The organism is Blastococcus sp. SYSU D00868 (assembly GCF_054050575.1).
In genome coordinates this window covers 1-23956 of record NZ_JBJGZO010000022.1, presented here as the reverse complement: position 1 = coordinate 23956, position 23956 = coordinate 1, and the positions used below count along the sequence as shown (strand labels likewise).

The window sequence follows — 23956 nt, the reverse complement described above, 5'->3', positions numbered from 1 at the left end:
GGCCGTCAGGCGGTGCGGGAGGTCGCGGCGACGGCGAGCGCGTCCAGGGCCGCGCGCGCCTCCTCGGCGATCGGCGCCTCCGCGATGGCCGCGCGGGCACGCGCGGTCTGCTCGCCGATCCGTTGCTCCACCCGGGCGCGGGCGCCGGTGGTCTCGATGAGCGCGCGCAGCGCGTCGAGGTCGGCGGCGTCGCAGTCGGGGTTGCCCAGGCACTCGGTGAGCAGCCGGCGGCCGGCGTCGTCGGCCTCCTCCTCGGCCAGCGCGACCAGCAGCGTGCGCTTGCCCTCGCGCAGGTCGTCGTCGGCGGACTTGCCCATCACGTCGGGGTCGCCGAAGACGCCGAGGACGTCGTCGCGCAGCTGGAACGCCTCGCCCAGCGGGAGCCCGATCGCCGTGTACACCTCGGCGGCGCGCGGCCCGGCGCCGGCCAGCGCGGCACCGAGCTGCAGCGGCCGCTGCACGGTGTAGCCGGCGCTCTTGTAGCGGGCGACGGTGAGCGCGCCCTGGGCGCCGGGCAGCCCGCCCGCGGCACGCAGCAGGTCGAGGTACTGGCCGGCCGTGACCTCGGTGCGCATCGTGTCCCACACCGACCGGGCGCGGGCCAGGGCGGCGGCGGAGATGCCCGAGCGGCGCAGCAGCTCGTCGGACCACACCAGCGCCAGGTCGCCGACGAGGATGGCCGCGCCGACCCCGAAGGTCCCCGCGTCGCCGGCCAGGCCGTCGTCCCCGTGGCGGGTGGCGAACCCGACGTGGGTGGCCGGCCGGCCGCGGCGGGTGAGCGCGCCGTCCATGACGTCGTCGTGGACCAGGGCGCTGGCGTGCACGAACTCCAGCGCGGCGACCGCGCGCAGCACGGCGGCGTCGTCCTCGGCCGGGCCGGAGACGGTCTCGACCGCGCCGCGCCAGCCCCAGTAGGCGAAGGCCGGGCGCAGCCGCTTGCCGCCGTCGGCGACCGCGGTGACCTCGTCGACGACCGGCCCGAGGACCGGGTCCATGCCGGTGAGGACGGCGCGCTGCTCCTCCAGGAAGCCGGTGAGCGCCGCGGCGACCGCGCTGCGGATGCGGGGCAGGTCGGCCCGCTCGAGCGGGGCGCTGCTGAGCGGGACCGGCGGCGGGGGCGCGGGCTGGCGGCGCTCCGCCCCGGTGATCACCGGATCAGTATCGCCCCACCGGGTGGGGCGCTGCTGGGCCGGGCGCCGTGGGCCCGGTCGCTGCCGGTCGGGGCGGGGGAGCGGGTGCGGGGTCATGCCGGGGGCCTCCTCGTGCCGGTGCCGTCGGCTCTTCGCGTCGGCCGCACCCGGCGGATGCACCCGTGCCGGGCCGGGCGCGGGGAGGTGCCGCCGTATCCTGCACAGCCATGACCCGGACCGTCCGAGAGCTGCTGGCCCAGGGCGCGCCCACGTGGTCGTTCGAGTTCTTCCCGCCGAAGACGCCCGAGGGCGAGCAGCAGCTGTGGACGGCGCTGCGCCGGCTGGAGCCGCTGCAGCCCTCGTTCGTGTCGGTGACCTACGGCGCCGGGGGCAGCACCCGCGAGGGCACCGTGTCGGTCACCGAGCGGATCGCCACCGAGACGACGATGACGCCGCTGGCCCACCTGACCGCCGTCGACCACAGCGTCGCCGAGCTGCGGCACGTGGTCAGCCGGCTCGCCGCCGCGGGGGTGCGCAACCTGCTGGCCCTGCGCGGCGACCCGCCCGGCGCCGACCCGCAGGCCGAGTGGGTGGCCCACCCCGAGGGGCTGAGCTACGCGGCGGAGCTGGTCGAGCTGATCCGGTCGATGGGCGACTTCTCCGTCGGCGTCGCGGCCTTCCCGGAGCGGCACCCGCGGTCGCCGGACTTCGACTCCGACGTCGCGCACTTCGTGGCCAAGTGCCGGGCCGGCGCCGACTACGCGATCACCCAGATGTTCTTCCGCACCGAGGACTACCTGCGGATGCGCGACCGGGTCGCCGCCGCCGGCTGCGACGTGCCGATCATCGCCGGGGTCATGCCGGTGACCAACGCCCGGCAGATCGCCCGGATCGTGCAGCTGTCCGGGCAGGCCTTCCCCGAGGAGCTGGCCGCCCGGTTCGCCGAGCTCGACGGCGACCGGCCCGAGGACAAGGCCGCGGTGCGCGCCTTCGGCGTCGAGGTGGCGACGGCGATGTGCCGCACGCTGCTGGACGAGGGGGTGCCCGGCATCCACTTCATCACCATGAACCGGTCCACGGCGACCCGTGAGGTGTTCGCCAACCTCACGGAGGACCCCGCTGCCCCCCACGACTCGCAGGCTCGCCGCGGGCCCCTGCAGCGGAGCCGAGCGGCGGGGGTCGCGGTCAGCTGACCGGCGCACGCCGGGCCGCCAGCCCGGCCGCCTGCGCCGCGGCCCGCCGCAGGGCCTCCCGCTCGGCCGCGTAGCCGCCGAGCACGCCGATCACCGGGATGTTGGACAGCGCCCGGGCGCCCAGCCGGCCCTTCGGGCGGGCGTCGAGGGCGTCGTCGATGCGGCCGAGCAGCCGGGAGGCGCGCCACAGCGTGCGCGCCGCGCCGCGCATGCCGGCGCGCTCGTCGCGGGCGCCGAGCGCCGCCTCGGTGTAGGTGCCGCGGGTGCGCTCCAGCAGCGGCCGGACCCGGTCCGGGGGCAGGTCGCGGTCCAGCAGCACCCGGGCCAGCAGCGACACCCGCTCGGCCGGGTCCTCGATGCGGTGCTCGCCGGCCACCCCCAGGACGACGACGGCCTGCGCGGCCGAGCCGACCGTGTTCTGCAGCGGCAGCAGGTCGGCGAGCTTGCCGGCGAAGCGGGGCGCGGCGGAGACCAGGGCGGCGAACCGGGAGACCCGGTCGGCCCACCACATGTCCCGCTCGGTCCAGGGCAGGTCCGCGGGCCGGCCCAGCCGGCGCACCAGGGGACCGGTCAGCCGGTCGACCCGGCGGAGCACGTCGACGACGGCGGCATCACTGTTCGGCGGGGCCATGGCCGGTGCCCTACCCACGCGTGGCGACGGGTCATGCGGCGGGTGGGTGGTAGGACCGGCGCGTGGAGACGTGGGAGCTGGTCGCCCGGGAGCGGGTCCGGGACACGCTGGCGCGCTACAACTGGGCCGGCGACGCCGGGCGGGCCGAGGAGCTGGCCGCGGCGTTCACCCCCGACGGGGTCCTCCAGCTGCGCGGCGGCGCCACGGCCACGGGCCGGGCGGAGATCCGGGAGCTGATCGGCGGGGTCGCCGGCGCGCCGCCGGTGGACCCCGGGGTGCGGCGGCTGGTCCGCCACCTGCTGACCAACACCCGGTTCACCGCGGTGTCGCCGGAGGAGGTGACGACCGCGTCGTACTTCACCGTGGTCACCGAGCGCGGGCTCGACCACACCGGCCGGTACCGCGACACGTTCGTGCCGGTGGGCGACGAGTGGCTGATCGCGCACCGGCTGGTGTCGACGGACTGGATCCGGCCGGACACGGCGATGGGCGGCGGGCGGCGGGACTGAGCGCCCCGCTGGTCGCGGGCCGGGCCGCCGGCTGGTGGACTGCCCCCGTGGACCGGGTGCCGTGCTGAGCCGCGAGGAGTACCTCGCCGCGTGGTCGCGGTGGCACGGCGGGACCGATCCGGCCGGCAACCGGCTGGTCCGCGGGTGGCTGAGCGCGGCCTACGCGCTGGCCCGCCCGGTGGCCGGGCTCCCGCCTGTGGTCGCGACCGCGGTCGGGCTGCTGGTCGCCGTCGCCGCGGTCGGGCCGGCGGCCGCGGGCGGCGGCTGGCTCGTCGCCGCCGGCCTGCTCGTCGGCCTCTCCGGGCTGCTGGACTCCCTCGACGGCGCGCTCGCCATCGCCACCGGCCGGGCCTCGCGCCGCGGCTACGTCCTGGACTCCGCGGTGGACCGGCTCACCGAGGCCGCGTACGCGGCCGCGCTGTGGGTCGCCGGCGCGCCGGGCTGGCTCGCCGCGGTGTTCGGGGCGCTGTGCTGGCTGCCCGACTACCTCCGGGCGCGCGCCGGGCAGGCCGGGGTCGCCGAGACCGGGGACATCTCGGTGTGGGAGCGCCCCACCCGGGTGGCCATGACCGGGATGACCCTGGGCGGCGCCGGGGTGATCGCCGCGGCCGGGTCCGGCGGGGCCGCGGCGGTGGTCACGGCGGTGGTCACGGCCGGCGCCGCGGTGGGCGCGCTGCTCGGCGCGGTCGCCGTCGTCCAGCTCGGCGTGGGCATCCGCCGCTCCCTGACCGACTGAGTTCTCCTACTCTTGACGGGCCCGATCCCGCGCCGCCGGCGCTGGTCTCCCAGCCGAGGAGCGCTCGTGCCCGTCGCCGTCACCGGCTCCATCGCCACCGACCACCTCATGACCTTCCCGGGGAAGTTCACCGAGCAGTTCGTCGAGGGCCAGATGGAGAACGTCTCGCTGTCGTTCCTCGTCGACGACCTCGTGCAGCACCGCGGCGGCGCCGGCGCCAACATGGCCTACGGCCTCGGCCTGCTCGGCGTCGGCCCGGTCCTCGTCGGGGCGGTCGGCAGCGACTTCGCCGACTACGAGGCCTGGCTGAACCGGCACGGCGTCGACACCGGCAGCGTGCGGTGGTCGGAGCTGAAGCACACCGCCCGGTTCGTCTGCACGACCGACCAGGTGAACAACCAGATCGCCTCGTTCTACTCGGGCGCCATGTCGGAGGCCTGCGAGATCGAGCTCGCGCCGGTGGCCGACCGGGTCGGCCCGCTCGACCTGGTCGTCATCGGCCCCAACGACCCGACGGCGATGGTCCGCCACACGCAGGAGTGCCGGCAGCGCGGCTACGCCTTCGCCGCCGACCCCAGCCAGCAGCTGGCCTGGGCCGACGGCGCGATGATCCGCGACCTGGTCGCCGGGGCGGAGCTGCTGTTCACCAACGAGTACGAGGCGGCCCTGCTGCTGCAGAAGACCGGCTGGACCGACACCGAGGTGCTCGACCGCGTCGGCCTGTGGGTGACCACCCGCGCCGCCGACGGCGTCCTCGTCCGCTCGGCCGGCGCCGACCCGATCGAGGTCAAGGCGGTCCCCGAGACCAAGCCGGTCGAGCCCACGGGCGGCGGGGACGCGCTGCGCGCGGGCTTCATCGCCGGCCGGGCGTGGGGGCTGTCGGTCGAGCGGGCCACCCAGCTGGGCTCCGCGGTGGCGACCGAGGCGGTCGAGGTGATCGGCACCCAGGAGTACGAGCTGCACCGGGAGCCGTTCCTGGCCCGCTTCGCCGAGGCCTTCGGCGCGGACGCGGCCGCCGAGATCGCGGAGCACCTGCCGGCCTGAGCCCCCGCCGGGATCAGGTGACCTGATCCCGGAGCGTCCTCCCTCAGGGTGTGCGGTGAGGGAGGACGCGCCGCGGTGAGGGAGGACGGCGGGAGGAGCCTGGTCAGTCCCCGCGGACGCGCTCGCCGATCGCCGGGTCCTCGGCCCAGTGGCGGTAGGGGATCCGGGCGATCTCCAGCACCTCGCCGATCGTGGACCACTCGTTGCCGCCGAGCCGGGCCAGCGGCCGCAGCTCCTCGATCCGCGGGCGCCCGTCGCGCACGGCGCTGGTGTGGACGCTGATCAGCTGCACCCGGCCGAACACCACCGTGCTGTCGCCCAGCCGCATCGTGGAGTGCAGCGTGCACTCGATCGACACCGGGGACTCAGCGACCCGCATGGCCGCCACCCGCTCGCTGGGCTCCAGGTGCACCCCCGCGTGCTCGGCCTCGCTCTGGTCCGGCGGGAAGTCGGTACCCGTGGCGTTGACCTGCTCGAACAGCGGCTCGGGGGTGAGGTTGACGGTGAAGTCGCCGGTGGCCTCGACGTTGTTCAGGGAGTCCTTGCGGCCCACCGAGGTGAACTGCACGACCGGCGGCTCCACGCAGGCCACCGTGTAGAAGGAGTGCGGCGCCAGGTTGTGCACGCCCTCGGCCGAGCGGCTGCACACCCAGGCGATCGGCCGGGGCACCACCACCGAGTTGAGCACCCGGTAGAACGACCGGCCCGCCATCTCCGCGGGGTCGAAGACGGTCCGGTCGGGGGAGGGCTGCGCGGTCACCGGGTCATCCTCGGCGACCGGTCCCGGGCCCGGGGCGGCGGGGTGGCGCCGATGAGTTCCGGCCGCGCCCGCCGTCCCTGCTGCATGACGACGACGAGGGTGATCAGCGTCTCCGTGCCGGTCCGCGACCAGGACGAGGCCCTGGCCTTCTACACCGGCGTCCTGGGCTGCGAGGTCCGGATCGACGCCGAGCCCTGGCCGGGGGCTCGCATCGTCGAGGTGGTGCCGCCCGGCTCGTCGGTCGGGATCGTGCTCCTCCCGCCGGACGGCGAGATCCCGGTCGCGATCCGGCTGGGCACCCCGGACGCCGAGGCCGCGCACGCGCGGATCCGGGAGGCGGGGGTGGTGCTGCACAACGAGGAGGTGCTGCACCTGGAGGGCGCGCCGCCGATGTTCTCGTTCCTCGACCCCGACGGGAACGGGCTGGTCTACCTGGAGGAGCCCGGCGACTGACCGAGGGCCCGGCCGCGCCAGCTGAGCGTGCCGCGCCGGTGCCCGGCGACCGAGCGGGCCAGCAGCAGGTCGAACGCCAGCAGCGACAGCGGGTGGGCGAGGGCGTCGGGCCACACCCGGCTGCCGGTCGCCGCGGCGCTCACCGCGCGCCCGGCCACCGCGGCGGCGTAGCCGAGCAGCCCGGCGCGCGAGCCCCGCAGCGCCGCGACCGCCGGGACGACGCCCACGGCGCTGAGCCCGACCGCCGCCGCGACGCTCGCCGCGGGGGAGCCGCCGACCGCGGCCCACAGCGACTTCGCGTAGCCGGCCGACAGCGCCGTCCACCCCTCGTACATCCGGCACGCGGCGAGCTCGGCGCCGGCGACCGGCACGGCCCGCCCGCCGGCGCGCTTGACCGCGCGGGCCAGCGCGACGTCCTCGAGGACCTCGCCGCGGACGGCGGCGTGCCCGCCGGCGGCCAGGTAGGCCGGCACGGTCATCACCAGGAACTGGCCGTTGGCCGCGGTGAGCGACGGCCGCCGGGAGCGCTCGGCCAGCCGCAGCGGCAGCGTCGTCGCCCACAGCCACGGCGACAGCGGCTGCACCAGCCGCTCGGCCAGGGTGCCGGCCAGCGGCCGCGGCCACGGCGAGGCCAGGTCCAGCCCGTGCGCGTCGAGGACGGCGACCGCGCGGGCGATCGCGTCGGGGAACAGCCGCACGTCCGCGTCGAGGAACACCAGCACCCCGTCGGGGTCGGCCGGCACCCCGGCGGCCCCGGTCGCGCAGGCGTGCGGCTTGCCCAGCCAGCCCGGCGGCGGGGGCGGGGCGGCGACCAGCCGCACCCGCGGGTCGCCGACCGCGCGCACCACGTCGGCGGTGCCGTCGACCGAGCCGTCGTCGACCACCACGACGGTCAGGTCGGGCACGCCCCGCTGGGCGAGCACGGCGGCCAGGCACTCGCCGACGTGCCGCTCCTCGTCGCGCACCGGCAGCACGACGGCGACCGGGCGCAGCACGGGCGGGTGCCGCTCCGGCGGGCGGCGCAGCAGCCGGACGTTGACCGCCGCGTGCGCCGCCATGGCCACCGCGGCGGCCGACAGCCCGCGGACGACCCGACCGCTCACCGGCGGGACCGGGCGGCCTGCACCGCCAGCACGGCGAGCACCGGCACCGCCAGCACCACGCCCCACGCGGCCGAGCCGGGCAGGTCGAGCCAGCCGGCGTGCGCCAGCGCCCCGCCCAGGGTCATCCAGGCGAGCGCCGCGAGCGGGGCGCCGTCGCCGGTGCGCGGGGCCGTCGCCGTCCGCGCGACCAGGACGTCGAGCAGCGCCATGAGCACGAGCCCGGCGAGCAGCCAGCCGGCCAGGTTCGTCAGCGGCACGGTGTCGATGCCGGGCAGGCCGGGGGAGGGGTGCGCCCAGGTCCAGTAGCCGGCCTGCACCATCTGCGGGTCGAGGACGACGTCCCACGCGGCGAACACCGCGGCCGCGGCCGCGACCCGCGCCGCCCGCCGCCGGCCCGGCCGCCCCCCGCGGGTCAGCCGGTCGCCGAGGAGCAGGCTCGGCCAGGCCATCATCAGCCAGGCCAGGGGCACCAGGAACGGGACGCCGAGCAGGGTCGGGCCCAGGTCGTCGCTGTAGGTGTACTCGCCGTAGGGGAAGCCGGTGGCCAGGCCGACCGACTCGAACCCCACCGCGGCCAGGGCGACGACCGCCAGCACGCCGAGCCCGGTGCGGGCGCCGCGGCTGAGCGCCGCGTGGACGACCGACAGCGCCGCGGCGAGCAGCACGATGGCCCAGCTGACCGCGGTGCGGGCCGCGCCGTCGGTCAGCGGGTAGGAGATCGCCGTCAGCACCAGGAGGGCGACGAGCGCCCAGGGGACGACCGCCCGCGGGCCGGTGGCGCGCACCCGCTCGGCGCGGACGGCGCTCACCCGCGCGCCCGGGCCGCCAGGCCCGCCAGCGCCCGCCGCCCGCGCGCCAGCGGCCCGCGGTCGGCCAGCACCAGCCGCGCCGCCGTCCGCCCGGAGTTGCCGGAGACGCCGCCGCCGGGGTGCGTGGAGGCGCCGGCCAGGTAGAGGCCGGGCAGGCCGGGCACCCGCTGGCCGGCCAGCGCCGGGGTGGGCCGCAGCGAGAACATGCTCGCCAGCCCCATCTCCACGTGCATGACGTTGCCACGCAGCAGCGACAGCTCGCGTTCCAGCGCGACCGGCGTCTGCACGTACAGCTCGCGCACCGAGCCGGCGAAGCCCGGGGCGTACCGGTCGACGGCCGCCACCAGCTGCTCGGCCGCGGGCGCGGCCAGCGCGTCCCAGTCGGCGCCGCCCGCCAAGGCGTACGGGTACCACTGGCCCCACACGGTGACCACGTGCCGCCCGGGCGGGGCCAGGGTGTCGTCGGAGGCGGAGAAGCACATCGCCAGCGGCACCGGCTCGCGCGGCAGCCGGCCGGCGGCGAAGTCGCCGTGCGCGGCGGCCAGCTGCGCCCGGTCGGTGCACAGCAGCTGCAGGCCGCCCAGCGCCGCCTCGGCCGGGACGCCGGGATAGGCCGGCGGGGCGTCGGTCAGCGCCCGCAGCACCAGGCCGAAGCCGTTGCCCAGCGGCGGCGCGGCGGCGGCCAGCGCCGGGGGAGCGGCGTCGCCGGCGAGGTCGCGGGTGACCAGCACGTGGCAGGCGGCGACCACGACCGGCGCGCGCAGCTCGCGCCCGGACGCCGTCGCCACCCCGGCGACCCGGCCGTCCTCGACGAGCAGCCGCTCGGCGGCGTCGCCGAGGGAGACCCGGCCGCCGTCGGCCTCCAGCCGCCGCCGCAGCGCCGCCGTCAGCCCGCCGGACCCGCCGACGGGGTGGCCGGGCGGGACGTCGTGCAGCAGCGCGACCCAGCCGACCATGGCCGCCGTCCCGGGCTCGCTCATCGGCGGCCCGGACTGCGCGCCGAACCAGGCCAGCGCCGCCTTGAGCCGCTCGCTGGTGAACCAGCGGTCGAGCAGCGCGTCGCCGGAGCCGAGGAAGTCGACGGCGAGCTCGCCGCCGGGGGTGCGGGGCCGGCCGTCGCGCGGGGCGCCCAGCGGCCAGAAGGCCCGCACCAGGCGGCCGGGGCTCGGCGGCCCGGCGAAGGAGGCGACGACGGCGCGGCTGCGCGGCCCCCACTCGGCGACGAACCGGCGGTAGGCGTCGGCGTCGGCCGGCCCGCAGGCCGCCGCGATGGAGGCGCAGGTGGCGTCCAGGTCGACGGAGAGGACCAGCGGCCGACCGTCCGGGCCGGGGTCGCCGGGTGCCGGGGCGGGGGCGAAGCCCCACGGGTCGCAGTCGACGTAGCGCAGGCCGTGCACGGCCAGGTCCAGCTCCTCGACGATGCCGCTGTGCCGCACGATCACGTGCGCGCTCGAGCCGCGGTCGACCCGCACGCCCGGCCAGCGCTCCACCGTGGAGACGGCGCCGCCGAGCACCTCGTCGCGCTCGACGACCTCGACGTCCAGCCCGGCGCGGGCCAGGTAGCAGGCGGCCACCAGCCCGTTGTGGCCCGAGCCGACGACAACGGCGTCCCGGGCGACGGTCCGGGGCAGGCGGTCGGCGGGGTTCACACCCGGTCGTTCGGCGCGGCGGCAGGACGCGGATGCAGCGGCAGGCGGGCGCCGAGGATCGCGAAGGGGCGGGCGTCGCCGGGGAAGTGGTGGCCGCGGGCCAGGTCGACGAAGCCGTCGGCGTGGTACAGCCGGAAGGCCTTGGTGTCGGCGTCCGGCGTGGACAGCAGCGCCGCCGGGTTGGGCAGGTCGGCGACCAGCGCGTGCAGCAGCTGCCGGCCCAGCCCGCGGCTCTGGGTGTCGGGGTGCACGTGCAGCTCGCAGACCTCGAAGGCGCCGGGCAGCCAGCGCTTCGCCGTCCGCCGGTCCAGCGCGGCGCGGACCTGGTCGTGCCACCACTGCCCGGGGGCGACCTCGTAGCCGTAGCCGAAGCCGACCAGCCGCTCCCCGTCGGCGTCGGCGGCGAACGCCCCGACGGCGCGGAAGCCGGGCCGCTCGGTGTGCTGGATGGCGTAGCCGTAGCGGCCGGCGACCACCGAGGAGGAGTAGCCCATCGCGGCGCCGTAGATGGCCAGCGCCTCGTGCATGTGGTCGCGGATCCACGCGGTCGGCAGCTGGGCGACCCGCGTGGCGGGGGTGGTGGTCATGCCTGTACCGCCTCGGTGCGGGGCATCTCCGCCGGGCCGGGACCCACCTCGGCGGGGGTGCCGTCGGTGAGCTCGAGGAGCTCGTCGTAGGTGGTGGGGAAGACGGTGTGCGGGTGCCCGGCGGCCGCCCACACCTGCGCGTGGCGGGCCAGTTCGACGTCGACGAGCGTGCCGATCGGCGCGGGGTGGCCCACCGGGGCGACGCCGCCGATGGCCTGGCCGGTGTGCTCGCGGACGAAGTCGGGCCGCGCGACCCGGACCTCCGGGACGCCGAGCAGCCGGGCGACCTGCTGCGTGTCGACCCGGTGGGCGCCGCTGGTGAGCACGAGCAGCGGGCCGCCGCCGACGTCGAACACCAGGCTGTTGGCGATCGCGCCGACCGGGACCCCGAGCTGGGCCGCGGCCTGGGCGGCCGTGCGGGCGCTGTCGGGGAGCTCCCGCACCTCTCCGGTCGCGCCGGCCGCGCGGAGCCGGCGGACGACCTCGGCGACCCGGGGGGAGTCGGCGGCTGGCATGCCGGCGATCCTCCCACCCGCCGCGCGACCTCGGCCGCCCGGGCGACGCCGCCGGTCAGCCCCGCGCCCAGGCCCGCAGCGCCGCCGCGCCGGGGCCGGCCAGGTCGTCCAGGCGCACCGGGCGGCGGGTGATCGCCAGCGCCAGGGCCTCGACCGGCGCCTCGACCCGCGGCCCGCTGCCGCGGCTGTCGCCGAGGTCGGTCGCGACGTAGGTCAGGTCGGGCAGCCCGCGGGGCAGGAAGCCCGGGACGGCGCGCCGGCTGACGACCAGGTCGAGGGCGTCGGCCCACGGGGCGAGCGGCCGGCCGTGCGCCAGACCGAGCGGCACGGTGATGTCGAGCCGGTGGACGAGCAGGTCGGTCAGCGGGGCGTGCCAGTCCGCGCCGGGCGGGGTGAAGCGGTTCCCCGCGTGCGCGCGCAGGTCGGCGACGAGGGCGGCGGTCGGCAGCCGGGCCCGCTCATCGGCCATGAGGTGGTTGGCCCGGTCGAAGGAGCCGCGGGCGCGCACCATCGCGCGGAGGAACCGGGGGACGGAGCCGGTGGGCCCGACCATGACGTGGCCGGCCACGTGCCGGACGGTCCAGCCGCGGCAGAGGCTCGGCGCCGCCCACTGCTCGGGGGTGAGGGTCTCCAGCAGGTCGGCGAGGGCGCGCCGCTCCTCGGCGATCGTCGTCCAGGCGGTCGTCTCGTCCACGCCGGCGATCGTGGCAGGAGGGGGCGACGTCCGGTCGCCCCCCCGGTCCGGGACCGGCCGTCCGAGCTGCGGGGCCGTCGTACCCCGCTCGTAGCGTGCGGTCGTGGAGGGCGGGGGAGGACGGCGGCGCGCCGACGCCGGTGCCGGCTTGACGGCGGCGCGGGGGTCGGGTGTACTCGATGTGTTCGAACACGCGTTCGAACGGCGTCGCTCCCCGTGCCCGCCGGGTCTTCCCCGCCCGTGGGCACGGTCCGGGCCGGCGCGCGGGGCGGCGAGCGGTGGGGAGTCTGAGATGAGCCGGGTGCTGAACGGGGTCGGCGGTCGGGTCGGCGAGGAGGTCCAGGTCGAGCGCGGCCCGCTCGGCCCGGTGCAGTTCTGGCGCGGCCAGTCCCGCTACGTCGTCGGGGAGCTGCTGGACACGTGGGTGGAGACCCCGGCCTGGTGGCACCGCGCAGCCGGAGGGGGAGCCTCGGGGGACCTCGTCGCCACCCGGGAGGTGTGGCGGCTGGAGGCGGTGCGGGCCGGCCGGTCCCGGATGAGCTTCGCCGGCGTCTACGACCTGTCCTGGGACGCCGCGGAGAACCGCTGGTCGCTCGTGCGGGTGCACGACTGATGGGCGCGCTGCGAGCCATGTCCTACGACCGCTACGACCGGTCCGCCGAGCAGCTGCCGCTGCCCCCGCCGGTGCCGGCCGCCGCGGCCGGGCTGCTCGGCCAGGCCGGCCGCGGGCTGGCCGAGGCCGCCGCCGCCACCGACGCCCGGGAGCGGTACGCCACCGCGCACCTGGCCGCGCTGCGGGCCGCCGCGGCCGTGCTGGCCGCCCGCACCCGCCCGGAGTCCGGCCGCCGCCGCCCGCGCAGCGCCTGGGCGCTGCTGGGCGAGGTCTGCCCCGAGCTGGGCGAGTGGGCCACCTTCTTCGCCGCCGGCGCCGCCAAGCGGGCCGCGGCCGAGGCGGGGCTGTCCCATGCGGTCACCGAGCGCGAGGCGGACGACCTGGTCCGCGACGTCGAGGCGTTCCTCGGCGTGGTCGAGACCGCCCTGACGCAGCTGCCGGAGCCGGCCCCGCGCCCGCGGGTGGTCGGCGGCACCGCCCACCGCGGCACCTCGTCGCGCGGCACCACCCGCACCCGGAGGTGAGCGGGCTCGCGAGCTCACCCGGAGACACAGCACCGCCGGGAACGCGGCGGGCGAGCGCCGGCGGGGACGCGGCGTGACCGACCCCTTCGTCCACCTGCACGTCGCCTCGGGCTACTCCATGCGCTACGGGGCCAACCACCCGGGCGACCTGGTCACCCGCGCCGCCGAGCACGGCATGCGGGCGCTGGCGCTGACCGACCGCGACGGCCTCTACGGCGCGGTGAAGTTCGCACTGGCCTGCCGGGCGGCCGACGTCCGTCCGCTGTTCGGGGTCGACCTGGCGGTCACCCCCGCGGTCGACAGCAGCGTCCCGCCGGCGCTGGCGCACGCCCTCGGCTCGGGGCCCTCGGGGGTGGCGGGGGCGCGGCACCGCTCCCGCCGTCCCCCCGCGCCCGACCCCGACGGTCCGGTCGAGGGTGAGGGTGGGCCGGGGCGGGCCCGCCGCTCCCCGGCGCGCGGCGGGGCCAGCGTCGACCCCCGGCTGCCGCGGGTCACCTTCCTGGCCCGCAACGGCGAGGGCTGGCGGTCGCTGTGCCGGCTGACCAGCGCCACCCACCTGCGCGGCACGCGCGGCGAGCCGGTCGGCTCGCTGGCGCTGGCCGCCGAGCACCCGCGCGGGCTGGTCGCCCTGCTGGGGCCGGACTCCCCGGTCGGCCGGGCGCTGGCCGCCGGCCGGGCCGACGTCGCCGCGGCCCGCCTGTCGGCCTGGCGGGCGGTGTTCGGCCCCGGGCAGCTGGCCCTGGAGGTCGTGCACCACCGCGGCCGGGGCGACCGGTCGCGGGCGCAGGCGATGCTGCGGTTCGCCGACGAGACCGGGATGCCGGTGGTGCTCACCAACGCCGTCCGGTACGTCGACGCCCTGGACGCCCCCACCGCCGACGTGCTCGACGCCTCCCGCCGGCTGGTCGCCCTCGACCAGCGGCACGTCGACCGGCGCACCGCCGAGGGCTACCTGAAGTCCGGCAAGGAGATGGCCGAGGTCGCCGAGGACCTCGTCGGCCCGGACCGGGACGCGGCGCTGCGGCTGCTCGAGCGCACCGCCCGGCTGGCCGAGCAGTGCGTCGTCGACGTCAAGGAGGACCTCGGCATCGGCACGGTGCGCTACCCCGAGCTCGACGTCGTCACCACCCCCGCCGAGGCGGGCATGGACCCGGCGCAGGTGCTGCGCGCCCGCTGCGAGGCGGGGCTGGGCCGGCGGGGCATGGCGCCGACCGGCACGGTGCGGCGGCGGCTGGAGGAGGAGCTCGCCGTCATCGAGCAGCTGGGCTACCCGTCCTACTTCCTCACCGTCGCCGACGTGGTCGACCTCATCACGAGCTTGAGGGTCCGTGCGGCGGCGCGCGGGTCCGGCGCGGGCAGCCTGGTCACCTACCTGCTCGGCATCTCCGACGTCGACCCGCTGCGCTACGGCCTGCTGATGGAGCGGTTCCTCTCGCCGCTGCGCCACCAGCTGCCCGACATCGACATCGACGTGGAGTCCGCGCGCCGGATGGAGGTCTACGACGCCGTCCTCGACCGCTTCGGCGCCGAGCGGGTCAGCTGCATCTCGATGATGGACACCTACCGGGTGCGGCACGCCATCCGCGACGTCGGCGCGGCCCTCGGCCTGCCGCCGGCCGAGGTCGACGCCGTCGCCAAGGCCTTCCCGCACATCCGGGCCAACCAGGTGCACGCCGCGCTCAAGGACCTCCCGGAGCTGCGCGCCAGCCGGCTGGGGTCGAAGCGGGCGGGTGGCTCGGGGGACCTCGACCTGCTGTTCGACCTCGTCGCCCGGCTCGACGGGCTGCCCCGGCACATCGCCCTGCACCCGTGCGGGGTGCTGCTGTCCGACGCCACGCTGCTCGACCGCACCCCGGTGGAGAACAGCTACCTCGGCTACCCGATGAGCCAGTTCGACAAGGACGACGTCGAGGAGCTCGGGCTGCTCAAGCTCGACCTGCTGGGCATCCGGATGCAGTCGGCCATCGCGCACGCCCTCGACGAGGTGGCCCGCGTCGAGGGGGAGACCGTCGACATCGACGCGATCCCGCGCGACGACCCGGCGACCTTCGAGCTGATCCGCAGCACCCGCACGCTCGGCATGTTCCAGATCGAGTCGCCCGGCCAGCGCGAGCTGGTCGGCAAGTTCGGGCCCGAGACGTTCGAGGACATCGTCACCGACATCTCGCTGTTCCGGCCCGGGCCGGTGAAGAGCGACATGGTGACGCCGTTCCTCATGGCCCGGAACGGCTGGCGGGAGCCGGTCTACCCGCACCCCGACCTCGCCCCGTTCCTCGAGCAGACCGCCGGGGTCGTGGTCTTCCACGAGCAGGTGCTGCAGATCGTGGCGCAGATGACCGGCTGCGACCTCGCCCAGGCCGACGAGGCGCGCCGGGCGCTGGGCGACCGCGACCTGCACGACGAGGTGCGCACCTGGTTCAAGCCCCGGGCGCTGGAGCGCTACCCGGTCGAGGTGGTCGAGAAGGTGTGGGAGGTGCTGGTCGCCTTCGGCTCGTTCGGCTTCTGCAAGGCCCACGCCGCGGCGTTCGCGCTGCCCACCTACCAGTCCGCCTGGCTGAAGACCCACCACACCGCGGCCTTCCTCGCCGGGGTGCTCACCCACGACCCGGGGATGTACCCGAAGCGGCTGATCCTCGACGACGCCCGCAACTTCGGCGTCCGGGTGCTGGGCCTGGACGTCAACGCCTCCGGGGCCACCTACCGGGTGGAGCGCCTCGAGCCGGAGGAGACCGGTGGGGACGACGCCGACGGGGCGGGCCTCGGGGAGGGAGGCGGCGCCGGGGCGTGGCGGCGGCCGGAGTGGATGCCCGCGTCGCTGCCCGACACCTCCCGGCACGGCATCCGGCTCTCCCTGGCCGACGTCAAGGGCATCTCCGAGGACGAGGTCGCCCGGGTCGTCGCCGGCCAGCCCTACCGCTCGCTGAACGACTTCTGGCAGCGGGCGTCGGTGTCCCGGCCGGTCGTCGAGCGGCTGGTGCTGGCGGGCGGGTTCGACTCCCTCTACGGCTTCGGGGTCCGCGACCGGGAGGCCGGCCGGCCCACCCGCAGCCGGTCGGCGGTCACCCGGCGCGACCTGCTGCTGCAGATCAGCGAGCTGGACCGGTGGAGCCGCAGCGGCGCCCGGGCCGGCTCGGTCGGCCAGCTGAGCCTCGACCTGCTCGGCCTGGAGCTGCCGGAGGAGGAGGCGCAGGAGGGGCCGGAGGAGACCGTGCTCGGCTGGGCGGCCGGCAGCGGGCTGCCGGAGTTCACCGACGCCGAGCTGGTCCGCGCCGAGCTCGAGGTGCTCGGGCTGGACGCCAGCCGGCACGTCGTCGACTTCTACCGCCGCTTCCTCGCCTCGATCGGTGCGGTGCCGGCCGGGGACCTGCTGGGGTGCCGCAGCGGGGCGGAGGTGCTCGTGGCCGGGGTGAAGGTGGCCACCCAGACCCCGCCGATCCGCTCCGGGCGCCGGGTCGTGTTCGTGACCCTGGACGACGGCACCGGGTGCACCGACTCGACCTTCTTCGAGGACGTGCAGGGGCCCTACGCGGCGACGGTCTTCCACTCGTGGCTGCTGGTGATCCGCGGGGTGCTGCGGCGCACCGGCCCCCGCGGGGTGTCGATCCGGGCCACCGGCGCCTGGGAGCTGCCGGCCCTGTACGAGGCCTGGGAGACCGGCGGGCTCCCGATGGTCGCCGAGCAGATGGCCGCCCCGGGGAACTACACCGAGCAGGCGATCGCCGGCGCCGCGGCCTCCCACGGCTCCCGGCCGGTGGTGGTCAAGCCGGTGCTGGTCCACCCGACCGGCTTCCGGATGTCGCCCTACGCCGACATCAAGCCCGCGGGGGAGGACGCCGGGACGGCGGCGCGGCGGGCGGCCGCCACGCGCGGGGCCGCCCCGCCGCGCAAGCTCTGGCACTCCAGCCCCGGCAGCTCCGGCCACTGAGGAGGCGGGGTGCGCGGGCGGTCAGCCCGGCCCGCCGATCAGCCGGGACATCAGCCGGTGGAACTGCGCGACCTCGTCGCTGCTCCAGTCCGCCGTGAGCCGGCCGAAGACCTCCTCCTGCCAGCGGTGGGCGTCCGCGAGCAGCCGGGCGCCCGCAGGGGTGACCAGCACCCGGCGCCGCCGCCGGTCGCCGGGGTCCGCCGCCGCGGCCAGCAGACCGCGGTCGACCGCGCCGGCCACCAGCCGGCTGGCGCCCGAGTGGTCGAGCCCGAGCTGCTCGGCGACGTCCCGCACGGACGCCGGGGCCGGAGCCCGGGCGGAGACGGCCTCGACGACCATCACGTCCCGGCCCCGCTCCCGGCTCGGCTCCCCGCCGGCGCCCGCGCCGCGCCCGGCGTCCCCGCCGTCCCCGCCGCCTCCGCCGCGCCCGGCGTCCGCGCCGTCCCCGCCGTCGGTCGCCGTCCAGCGCCGGGACCAGTAGCGGACGAACCGGAACAGCGTCTGCCCCGGGCCGGGCGGAGCCGCCTCAGCCACGTGCGCCCGCCCCGTCCCCGGGCGCCGCCACCAGCACCGCCGGGTCCAGCGCCAGCACCTCCGCCAGCGCGCCGGCCACCCGCAGCGCCTCCTCCGCGGAGGGGTACCGCAGCGCCGCGCAGACCCGGTCGCCCGCCGTGACGAAGCACGTCGCGACGTCGGCCCCGCCCGGGTCCTCGGGCCAGGTGGCGTGCTGCTCGACCACGGCCACCCGCTCGCCGACCGCGTGCTCCGCCCGGGGCTCCAGGCGCACGCCGGACCGCTCGATCCAGCCGACGAACTCCGCCGCCGCGACGCGGCCCGCCCCCCGCGGCCCGCTGACCACCACCGGGTCGGTGACCGCCGTGACCGCCGCGCCCGGGTCGCCGGACCCGACCGCCGCGTGCCACCGGCGCACCGCTGCCCGCATCGCCTCCACGACCCCAACGTATGCGGATCGCACATCGGGCCAGCGGCAGGATGGGGTGGTGACCCGGGACCTGCGCGTCTGCTTCGTGGGCGACTCCTTCACCGCCGGCGTCGGCGACCCCGAGCACCTCGGCTGGACCGGCCGGCTCGCCGCCGCCACGGAGCGCGCGGGCCTGCCGCTGACCCGCTACGTCCTCGGCGTGCGGCGGCAGACCAGCGCCGAGGTCGCCGCCCGCTGGGCGGTCGAGTGCCTGCCCCGGCTCGCCGGCCCCTGGGAGTCGCGGGTGGTGCTCTCGACCGGCGTCAACGACACGGCGCTCGAGGACGGCGCCCCGCGGCTCGACCCCGCCCGGTCCGTCGCCGCGCTCGGCGAGATCCTCACCGGCGCCGCGACCGCGGGCTGGCCGGTGCTCGTCGTGGGCCCGCCGGCCGTCGCCGACGACGACCACGTCGAGCGCACCGCGGCCCTCGACGAGCGCTTCGCCACCGTCTGCGCCGGCCACGGGGTGCCCTACGTCCCCGTCGTCCGGGCGCTGGCCGCCGACCCCACCTGGCGGGCCGAGGTCGCCGCCGGCGACGGCGCCCACCCGGGCGCGGCCGGCTACGCCCTGCTGGCCGGGCTGGTGCGGCCGGCGTGGACGGCGTGGCTGGCCGGCGACCGATGAGTTCGCCGCACCCGGGCCGTCCCCCTCTCGACGGGGACACCGCCGACGAAGGGACGACCGTCATGCCGAAGACCGTGATCTGCCTGTGGTTCGACACCGAGGCGGAGGAGGCGGCCCGCTTCTACACCTCCGTGTGGCCCGACTCCGAGCTGCTCGGGACCGTCGCCTACGGCCCCGAGGACCCGCAGCGGGAGGGGCAGGCGCTGACCGTGAGCTTCCGCCTCGGCGACACCGAGTACATCGGCCTCAACGGCGGCAAGCAGGACTGGGCGTTCAGCGAGGCCATCTCCTTCCAGATCATGTGCGCCGACCAGGCCGAGGTCGACCACTACTGGGACCGGCTCACCGACGGCGGCGAGGAGAGCCAGTGCGGCTGGCTCAAGGACCGCTTCGGCGTCTCCTGGCAGGTGGTGCCGATCCGCATGATGGAGCTGCAGGCCGACCCCGACCCCGACCGCCGGCAGCGCGCGATCCAGGCCATGTTGACCATGCGCAAGCTGGTCGTCGCCGACCTCGAGCGCGCCGCCGACGCCGTCCCGGCCTGACGGCGGGGCCGCGGGCGCGGGGCGGCACTAGGCTCCGACGGGTGCCGCCCTCCGCCTCCGCCTCGCCCGCCGCGGAGCAGCTGCCCGCCCGCACCGCCGCCGTGTGGGCGGCGCTGGACCCGGTCGTCGCGGCCGGCACGTCGCTGCGGGTGCTCGACGTCGGCGGCGGCAGCGGCACCCTCGCCGTCCCGCTGGCGCGGCTGGGCCACGACGTGACCGTCGTCGACCCCAGCGCCGACGCGCTGGCCACCCTGCGCCGGCGCGCCGACACCGCCGGCGTGGGCAGCTCGGTCCGGGCCGTGCAGGGCGACGGCGACCGGCTGCACGAGCTGCCCCTGGCCGACGGCGGCGACGGCGGCTACGACCTGGCGCTGTGCCACGCCGTCCTCGAGGTCGTCGACGACCCCGCGGTCACCCTCGGCGAGGTCGCCCGCGCGGTCCGGCCCGGCGGCACGGTCAGCGTGGCCACCGCCAACCGGGCCGGCGCCGTCCTCGCCCGCGCCCTGGGCGGCCACCCGAAGGAGGCCCTCGCCCTGCTCGACGGCCGCGACCCCGCGCCGGCGCGCACCCGGCCGGCCGCCCGCCGGTTCGGCCCCGAGGACCTGCTCGCGCTCGTCCGCGACGCCGGTCTGGAGCCGGGGGAGTGGCGCGGGGTGTCCGTCGTCGCCGACCTGCTCGACGCCGCCTCCGACGCCGACCCCGAGGCCGTGCGCCGGCTCGAGCTGCGCCTGGCGGTCCTGTCGCCGTTCCGGGACGCCGCCGCGGGGCTGCACGTCCTCGCCACCCGCCCGTGACCACCCCGCTCCCCGCGGACCTCGCCGCCCCGGACTACGGCCGCGCCACCCTCGCCGACGTCCTGCCCGGCGTCGCCGCGGCCCTCGGCGTCCCCGTGTCCCGCGGCGACCTGCCCGCCGACCCGCTGGGCCTGACCGGCGCGCTGGCCGGTGCCCGCCGGGTCGCCGTCCTCCTCGTCGACGGGCTCGGCGCCGACCTCGTCCGGCAGCACGCCGACCTCGCCCCGACCCTCGCCGCGCTGGCCGCCCCGGTCGGCGACCTCACCGCGCCGTGCCCCAGCACCACGCCGGTCAGCCTCACCACGCTGGGCACCGGCCTGCCGCCGGGCAGCCACGGGGTGCTCGGGTTCGTCACCGCCGTCCCCGGTGAGGAGCGCACGCTCAACCACACCCAGTGGGCCGACGACCCCGACCCGCGCGCCTGGCAGTCGCGGCGCACCGTCTTCGAGCAGGCCGCCGACGCCGGCGTCGCGGTCGCCTCGGTCGCGCCCTACGCCTACCGCGGGTCCGGCCTGTCCGACGCGGCCTACCGGGGCTCGGCCTACAGCGGCACCGTCGGCGCCGGGGACCTGGTCGCCGGCCTGCTGCAGGCGCTGACCGCCGGGCCGCGGACCCTCGCCTACGGCTACACCCCCGAGCTCGACCTCACCGGGCACGTCCGCGGGGTGGACTCGCCGGCGTGGCGGGCGCAGCTCGCCCTGGTCGACCGGATGGTCGAGCAGGTCCTCGCCGGGCTGCCCGACGACGCCGCCCTGCTGGTGACCGCCGACCACGGGATGATCGACGTCCCCGCGCACACCCGGCTCGACCTGGACGACGAGCCCGACCTGTTCGACGGCGTCCGGCTGCTGGCCGGCGAGCCCCGGGCCCGCTACGTGCACGCCGTGCCCGGCGCCGCCGAGGACCTGGTGCAGCGCTGGCGCGCCGTCCTCGGGCACCGCGCCTGGGTGGCCGGCCGCGAGGAGGCGTTCGCCACGGGCCTGTTCGGCCCGGTCGACCCCGCCGTGGCCGAGCGGGTCGGCGACGTCGTCGCGCTCGCCCGGGGCAGTTGGGCGCTGACCGCGACGCAGCGCGAGCCCGGGCCCAGCCGGCTGCAGGCCTACCACGGCTCCCTCACCGGCGTGGAGCTGGCGATCCCGCTGCTGCTGGCCCGGGGGCGCACGCTGGCCTGACCGATGAGTTCCCCGTCCGGCGCCGGTCCGGGGGAGGGAGACCCGAGGGACCGACGAGGAGCGACCTATGACGACGACCGCGCCCAGGAGCGTCACGTTCGACACCACCGTGGCCGCGCGCGGCACCAACACCGGCATCGAGGTGCCCGACGAGCTCGTCGCCGAGCTGGGCGCCGGCAGGCGGCCGCCGGTGCTGGTGGACCTGGACGGCCACGAGTACCGCACCACCGTCGGCGTCATGGGCGGCGTCTGCATGGTCAGCGTCAGCGCCGCCGTCCGGGCCGCCACCGGGCTCGGCGCCGGTGACCCGGTGCGGGTCACGCTGACCGTCGCCGACACCCCGCGCGAGGTCGTCGTCCCCGACGACCTGGCCGCCGCGCTGGCCGCGGACGAGACCGCCGGCGCGTTCTTCGCCACGCTGTCCAACAGCCTGCAGCGCCACCACTGCGACAACGTCACCGGCGCCCGGACGCCGGAGACCCGGCAGCGGCGCGTCGAGAAGGCCGTCGCGCTGTTCCGGGAGGGCAGGCAGCGCTAGAGGCGGCGGCGCTCCGTGGACGTCGCCGTCCGGCCGCCGGCGGTGACCGCCGTGGACAGCACCTCCCACACCCGCGCGTGCGCGTCGTGCGACGCCGAGCAGGTCAGCCGGAACGCCTGCTCGGTGGGGCGGCACTCCAGCAGGACGACGACGTCGCCGTCCACGCCGGCCAGCGTGACCTCCCACCGCTCCACCGGGTCGCCCGCCGGGGTCAGCCGGGTCGCCCGCCGGGCCGGCAGGTCCTCGACGCCGAGCAGGCCGAGCTCGGTGCGGGCGTGGTGCTGGGCGGCCTGCACGGCCGGCGGCAGCCCCGCGCGCCCGCGCAGGAACGGCAGGGCCACCTGCTCCTTCTCGTGCGCGGCCAGCAGCTCGGTGCCGTCGCCGGGGACCCGCCCGTAGTAGACGCCCAGCGGCAGGACGACGACGTTCGCGGCGAACCGGTCCCCGCCGAGGTGGCTGCACTCCCACACGTCCGCGCCGGCGGCGAGCAGCCCGCGGGCCACCGGCCGGCCGCGCAGCGCGCAGCAGGCGTCGTGCCCGCCGTGGCTGCACACCAGGTAGGTCAGCTCCTCGCGGGGCTCGCCGACGCTGCCGTCCCACGGCGCGTCGGCGACCTCGGCGTCGGACCCGCGCACCGACCACCAGGCGCCCTGCCGCCCGGGCCGGCCGTCCACGTAGGCCCAGCGCCGGCCCGACTCGCCGGCGCGCGCGTCCGGCCGCCGGATGAGCAGCAGCCGCACGCCCTCCGCCCGCGCCCGCTGCGCCAGCCGGGCGGCCGCCCGCGGGTCGATGCGCGACTGCGTCAGCGCGTCGCGGCCCCACGGGCCGGGCTGCTCGATCAGGACCCAGCGCTGGGCCGGGGCCGCGGTGGCGGTGGGGGAGTCGCCGCGCTGCAGCGCCCGCACCGAGCAGCGCTCGTCGCCCAGCTTCCCCGCCGGCCGGTTCGCCGGCGGCCGCGCGGCATCCGGGGGCGCGGTCCCGGTCGTCGGCGCGGTCACGTCCGGGGGAGTGCCCGGGTCACCGTCCCGTCCCGAGCGCGCCGTCACGGGCCCCATCGTGCCCTGCGCTCCCGGCGGAGGGGAGCACCGCGTCCGGGACGACGACGACCGACTCGGTCACCAGCCGCCGCGCCAGCGTCAGCTGGTCGGCCGGATCGAGGCCGGGCAGGTCGGCGACCTTCAGCTCACCCGTCGCGAGCAGAGCGGCCAGCGCGGGGGCCGTCGACGCGGGCAGGTCGTGCCGGCGGCGGCCGGTGACGAGCACGACGCGGCCGTCGGCCGGCTCGCGCAGCTGGCAGCGCAGCCGGCGGCGGAGGCTCAGCACGGTGTCCGGCGTGAGCGCGGCGGCGGCGGTGGCCTGCGCCAGCGGGGCGACCGGCTCGGGGCGCACCTGCGCCCAGGTGCGGTCGCGCACCCGGTCGGCGATCTCCGCCGGGTCGACCCGGTCCAGCCAGTCGCGCAGCCCGGCGAGGACGGCGGCCACGTCGCCGGCCGAGGCGGCGGGGTCGGCCAGGTCGAGACCCAGCGGGAGCGACCGGCGCAGCTCCCGGTCCCCGGCGGCCAGCTCGCGGACGACGTCGAGCGCCGCCTCGGCCGCCGCCCAGCGGGTCACGGAGTGCACGCCGACGGTCAGGTGGGCGCTCGTCTCGCCCAGCGCCGTCGCCGCGTGCAGGTAGCCGCGTGGCAGGTAGAGGACGTCGCCGGGGCGCAGCACCGCGTCGATCACCGGCTCGCCCAGGGCCGCGGCGGCGACCTGCTCGCGGCGCTGCTCCCAGGGCTGGCTGCGCAGCGGATCGGGGTGCACCGGCGGGTGGATGCGCCAGTGCTTCGCGCCGGCGACCTGCAGCACGAACACGTCGTGGACGTCGTAGTGCGCGGAGAACCCCTGCGACGACGGCGGGGTCACGTAGGCGTTGACCTGCGTGGGGTGGCCGAGGTCCGCGGCCAGCTGGTCGGCGAACTCGATCAGCGGCGGCCACAGCCGGTGCAGCCCCTGCAGGACGACGGTGCTGCCCTCGGCGAACAGCCGGAGCACCGAGTCGGAGGAGACCTGGTCGGCGACCTCGGCGCCGGCGCCGCCGGGGCCGGTGAACCGCTTGGCGTCGACGACCGCGCCGTCCTTGGCGATCCGCAGGAACGGGGTGCGCAGCCCACGGCGGGACAGCAGCTCGTCGACGGCGGCGAGGTCGAGCAGGTCGGAGAAGTCCCGGGGCGTGTCAGCACCGCGGTCGGCGGCACGGGTCAGCAGCGGCCGGCGGGCCCAGTGCTCCTCGGCGAAGACCCGCGGGTCGAGGGCGGTGCACCGGCGCAGGGGGGGGGGGGGGGGGGGGCGGGCGCGCCCCCCCCCCCCCCGGCGGGCCGGCGTCGGCCGGGTCGTCTACCACTCGGTGCTGCGCCCGCAGGCGCGCGCGATGCCGCACCACGCG

General features: G+C 77.8%; 26 protein-coding genes. 13 read left to right on the top strand and 13 right to left on the bottom strand.

Features of this window, described 5'->3' with window-relative positions; translation table 11 throughout:
- Positions 1 to 5: 5 nt before the first annotated feature.
- Positions 6 to 1151, bottom strand: a complete 1146-nt coding sequence (locus ACI79F_RS17345) for a polyprenyl synthetase family protein (protein ID WP_456544834.1) — start codon at positions 1149 to 1151, stop codon at positions 6 to 8.
- A gap of 206 nt (positions 1152 to 1357) precedes the next feature.
- Between ACI79F_RS17345 and metF the strand changes: the two genes are divergently transcribed.
- The gene (gene metF, locus ACI79F_RS17340) at positions 1358 to 2323 is read left to right on the top strand and encodes a methylenetetrahydrofolate reductase [NAD(P)H] (protein ID WP_456544833.1); all 966 of its coding nucleotides are present in this window, start codon (positions 1358 to 1360) and stop codon (positions 2321 to 2323) included.
- Here the strand turns inward: metF and ACI79F_RS17335 are convergent.
- Entirely contained in the window at positions 2316 to 2954 is a 639-nt protein-coding gene (locus ACI79F_RS17335; RefSeq protein WP_456544832.1) for a hypothetical protein, read from the bottom strand. The two genes, metF and ACI79F_RS17335, sit on opposite strands and share 8 nt — an antisense overlap.
- A 62-nt stretch (positions 2955 to 3016) precedes the next feature.
- Here ACI79F_RS17335 and ACI79F_RS17330 point away from each other — a divergent pair, with 62 nt between their 5' ends.
- The 3 genes from ACI79F_RS17330 to ACI79F_RS17320 all read left to right on the top strand — a co-directional run bounded on the left by ACI79F_RS17330 (position 3017) and on the right by ACI79F_RS17320 (position 5243).
- On the top strand, positions 3017 to 3463 hold the full coding sequence (locus ACI79F_RS17330) for a nuclear transport factor 2 family protein (protein ID WP_456544831.1): 447 nt from the start codon (positions 3017 to 3019) through the stop codon (positions 3461 to 3463).
- A gap of 61 nt (positions 3464 to 3524) precedes the next feature.
- Positions 3525 to 4199, top strand: coding sequence for a CDP-alcohol phosphatidyltransferase family protein (locus ACI79F_RS17325; protein ID WP_456544830.1), 675 nt, complete (start codon positions 3525 to 3527; stop codon positions 4197 to 4199).
- A 66-nt stretch (positions 4200 to 4265) separates the two neighbouring features.
- Complete coding sequence (locus ACI79F_RS17320) at positions 4266 to 5243, top strand: carbohydrate kinase family protein (protein ID WP_456544829.1); 978 nt, start codon at positions 4266 to 4268, stop codon at positions 5241 to 5243.
- 103 nt (positions 5244 to 5346) lie between these two features.
- On the opposite strand, the gene ACI79F_RS17315 is transcribed toward ACI79F_RS17320, so the two are convergent.
- Positions 5347 to 6003, bottom strand: a complete 657-nt coding sequence (locus ACI79F_RS17315) for a flavin reductase family protein (protein ID WP_456544828.1) — start codon at positions 6001 to 6003, stop codon at positions 5347 to 5349.
- Between the two features lie 51 nt (positions 6004 to 6054).
- On the opposite strand from ACI79F_RS17315, the gene ACI79F_RS17310 reads away from it, so the two are divergent.
- A complete protein-coding gene (locus ACI79F_RS17310) occupies positions 6055 to 6456 on the top strand; it encodes a VOC family protein (RefSeq protein ID WP_456544827.1) in 402 nt (133 codons plus the stop codon).
- On the opposite strand, the gene ACI79F_RS17305 is transcribed toward ACI79F_RS17310, so the two are convergent.
- From ACI79F_RS17305 to ACI79F_RS17280, 6 genes are read right to left on the bottom strand one after another with little or no spacing between them, the layout of a single operon-like run.
- Positions 6432 to 7559: a glycosyltransferase gene (locus ACI79F_RS17305; RefSeq protein ID WP_456544826.1), complete on the bottom strand. Its 1128-nt coding sequence runs from the start codon at positions 7557 to 7559 to the stop codon at positions 6432 to 6434. The genes ACI79F_RS17310 and ACI79F_RS17305 overlap by 25 nt on opposite strands.
- Positions 7556 to 8368, bottom strand: coding sequence for a carotenoid biosynthesis protein (locus ACI79F_RS17300; protein ID WP_456544825.1), 813 nt, complete (start codon positions 8366 to 8368; stop codon positions 7556 to 7558). The genes ACI79F_RS17305 and ACI79F_RS17300 overlap by 4 nt, the downstream gene beginning before the upstream one ends.
- A complete protein-coding gene (locus ACI79F_RS17295) occupies positions 8365 to 10017 on the bottom strand; it encodes a phytoene desaturase family protein (protein WP_456544824.1) in 1653 nt (550 codons plus the stop codon). Before ACI79F_RS17295 ends, ACI79F_RS17300 begins: the two co-directional genes overlap by 4 nt.
- Positions 10014 to 10604: a GNAT family N-acetyltransferase gene (locus ACI79F_RS17290; RefSeq protein WP_456544823.1), complete on the bottom strand. Its 591-nt coding sequence runs from the start codon at positions 10602 to 10604 to the stop codon at positions 10014 to 10016. The genes ACI79F_RS17295 and ACI79F_RS17290 overlap by 4 nt, the downstream gene beginning before the upstream one ends.
- Positions 10601 to 11119 (bottom strand): YbaK/EbsC family protein, encoded by a 519-nt coding sequence (locus ACI79F_RS17285; protein WP_456544822.1) that lies wholly within the window; start codon positions 11117 to 11119, stop codon positions 10601 to 10603. The genes ACI79F_RS17290 and ACI79F_RS17285 overlap by 4 nt, the downstream gene beginning before the upstream one ends.
- A gap of 55 nt (positions 11120 to 11174) precedes the next feature.
- Positions 11175 to 11813 (bottom strand): maleylpyruvate isomerase family mycothiol-dependent enzyme, encoded by a 639-nt coding sequence (locus ACI79F_RS17280; protein ID WP_456544821.1) that lies wholly within the window; start codon positions 11811 to 11813, stop codon positions 11175 to 11177.
- A 292-nt stretch (positions 11814 to 12105) separates the two neighbouring features.
- On the opposite strand from ACI79F_RS17280, the gene ACI79F_RS17275 reads away from it, so the two are divergent.
- The 3 genes from ACI79F_RS17275 to ACI79F_RS17265 all read left to right on the top strand — a co-directional run bounded on the left by ACI79F_RS17275 (position 12106) and on the right by ACI79F_RS17265 (position 16875).
- Positions 12106 to 12426, top strand: coding sequence for a DUF6504 family protein (locus ACI79F_RS17275; RefSeq protein WP_456544820.1), 321 nt, complete (start codon positions 12106 to 12108; stop codon positions 12424 to 12426).
- Positions 12426 to 12950 carry an SAV_6107 family HEPN domain-containing protein gene (locus ACI79F_RS17270; protein WP_456544819.1) on the top strand — a complete coding sequence of 175 codons (525 nt, stop codon included), beginning with the start codon at positions 12426 to 12428 and terminating at the stop codon, positions 12948 to 12950. Before ACI79F_RS17275 ends, ACI79F_RS17270 begins: the two co-directional genes overlap by 1 nt.
- A gap of 73 nt (positions 12951 to 13023) precedes the next feature.
- Positions 13024 to 16875, top strand: a complete 3852-nt coding sequence (locus tag ACI79F_RS17265; protein ID WP_456544818.1) for a DNA polymerase III subunit alpha — start codon at positions 13024 to 13026, stop codon at positions 16873 to 16875.
- Positions 16876 to 16896: 21 nt separating this feature from the next.
- Here ACI79F_RS17265 and ACI79F_RS17260 read toward each other — a convergent pair whose 3' ends face one another.
- Together ACI79F_RS17260 and ACI79F_RS17255 are read right to left on the bottom strand one after the other, a co-directional pair.
- The gene (locus ACI79F_RS17260) at positions 16897 to 17409 is read right to left on the bottom strand and encodes a MarR family winged helix-turn-helix transcriptional regulator (protein WP_456544817.1); all 513 of its coding nucleotides are present in this window, start codon (positions 17407 to 17409) and stop codon (positions 16897 to 16899) included.
- Positions 17402 to 17827 carry a hypothetical protein gene (locus ACI79F_RS17255; RefSeq protein WP_456544816.1) on the bottom strand — a complete coding sequence of 142 codons (426 nt, stop codon included), beginning with the start codon at positions 17825 to 17827 and terminating at the stop codon, positions 17402 to 17404. Before ACI79F_RS17255 ends, ACI79F_RS17260 begins: the two co-directional genes overlap by 8 nt.
- 49 nt (positions 17828 to 17876) lie before the next feature.
- Between ACI79F_RS17255 and ACI79F_RS17250 the strand changes: the two genes are divergently transcribed.
- The 5 genes from ACI79F_RS17250 (at position 17877) to ACI79F_RS17230 (ending at position 21531) form a co-directional block, all read left to right on the top strand.
- Positions 17877 to 18482: a GDSL-type esterase/lipase family protein gene (locus tag ACI79F_RS17250; RefSeq protein WP_456544815.1), complete on the top strand. Its 606-nt coding sequence runs from the start codon at positions 17877 to 17879 to the stop codon at positions 18480 to 18482.
- 62 nt (positions 18483 to 18544) lie between these two features.
- The gene (locus ACI79F_RS17245) at positions 18545 to 19027 is read left to right on the top strand and encodes a VOC family protein (RefSeq protein WP_456544814.1); all 483 of its coding nucleotides are present in this window, start codon (positions 18545 to 18547) and stop codon (positions 19025 to 19027) included.
- A 41-nt stretch (positions 19028 to 19068) separates the two neighbouring features.
- Positions 19069 to 19821, top strand: coding sequence for a class I SAM-dependent methyltransferase (locus tag ACI79F_RS17240; protein WP_456544813.1), 753 nt, complete (start codon positions 19069 to 19071; stop codon positions 19819 to 19821).
- Positions 19818 to 20993, top strand: a complete 1176-nt coding sequence (locus ACI79F_RS17235; RefSeq protein ID WP_456544812.1) for an alkaline phosphatase family protein — start codon at positions 19818 to 19820, stop codon at positions 20991 to 20993. Before ACI79F_RS17240 ends, ACI79F_RS17235 begins: the two co-directional genes overlap by 4 nt.
- A gap of 67 nt (positions 20994 to 21060) precedes the next feature.
- Complete coding sequence (locus ACI79F_RS17230) at positions 21061 to 21531, top strand: YdeI/OmpD-associated family protein (RefSeq protein ID WP_456544811.1); 471 nt, start codon at positions 21061 to 21063, stop codon at positions 21529 to 21531.
- Here ACI79F_RS17230 and ACI79F_RS17225 read toward each other — a convergent pair.
- Positions 21528 to 22529 (bottom strand): sucrase ferredoxin, encoded by a 1002-nt coding sequence (locus ACI79F_RS17225; RefSeq protein ID WP_456544810.1) that lies wholly within the window; start codon positions 22527 to 22529, stop codon positions 21528 to 21530. The two genes, ACI79F_RS17230 and ACI79F_RS17225, sit on opposite strands and share 4 nt — an antisense overlap.
- A gap of 19 nt (positions 22530 to 22548) precedes the next feature.
- The gene (locus ACI79F_RS17220; RefSeq protein WP_456544809.1) at positions 22549 to 23565 is read right to left on the bottom strand and encodes a cupin domain-containing protein; all 1017 of its coding nucleotides are present in this window, start codon (positions 23563 to 23565) and stop codon (positions 22549 to 22551) included.
- Between the last annotated feature and the right edge of the window lie 391 nt (positions 23566 to 23956).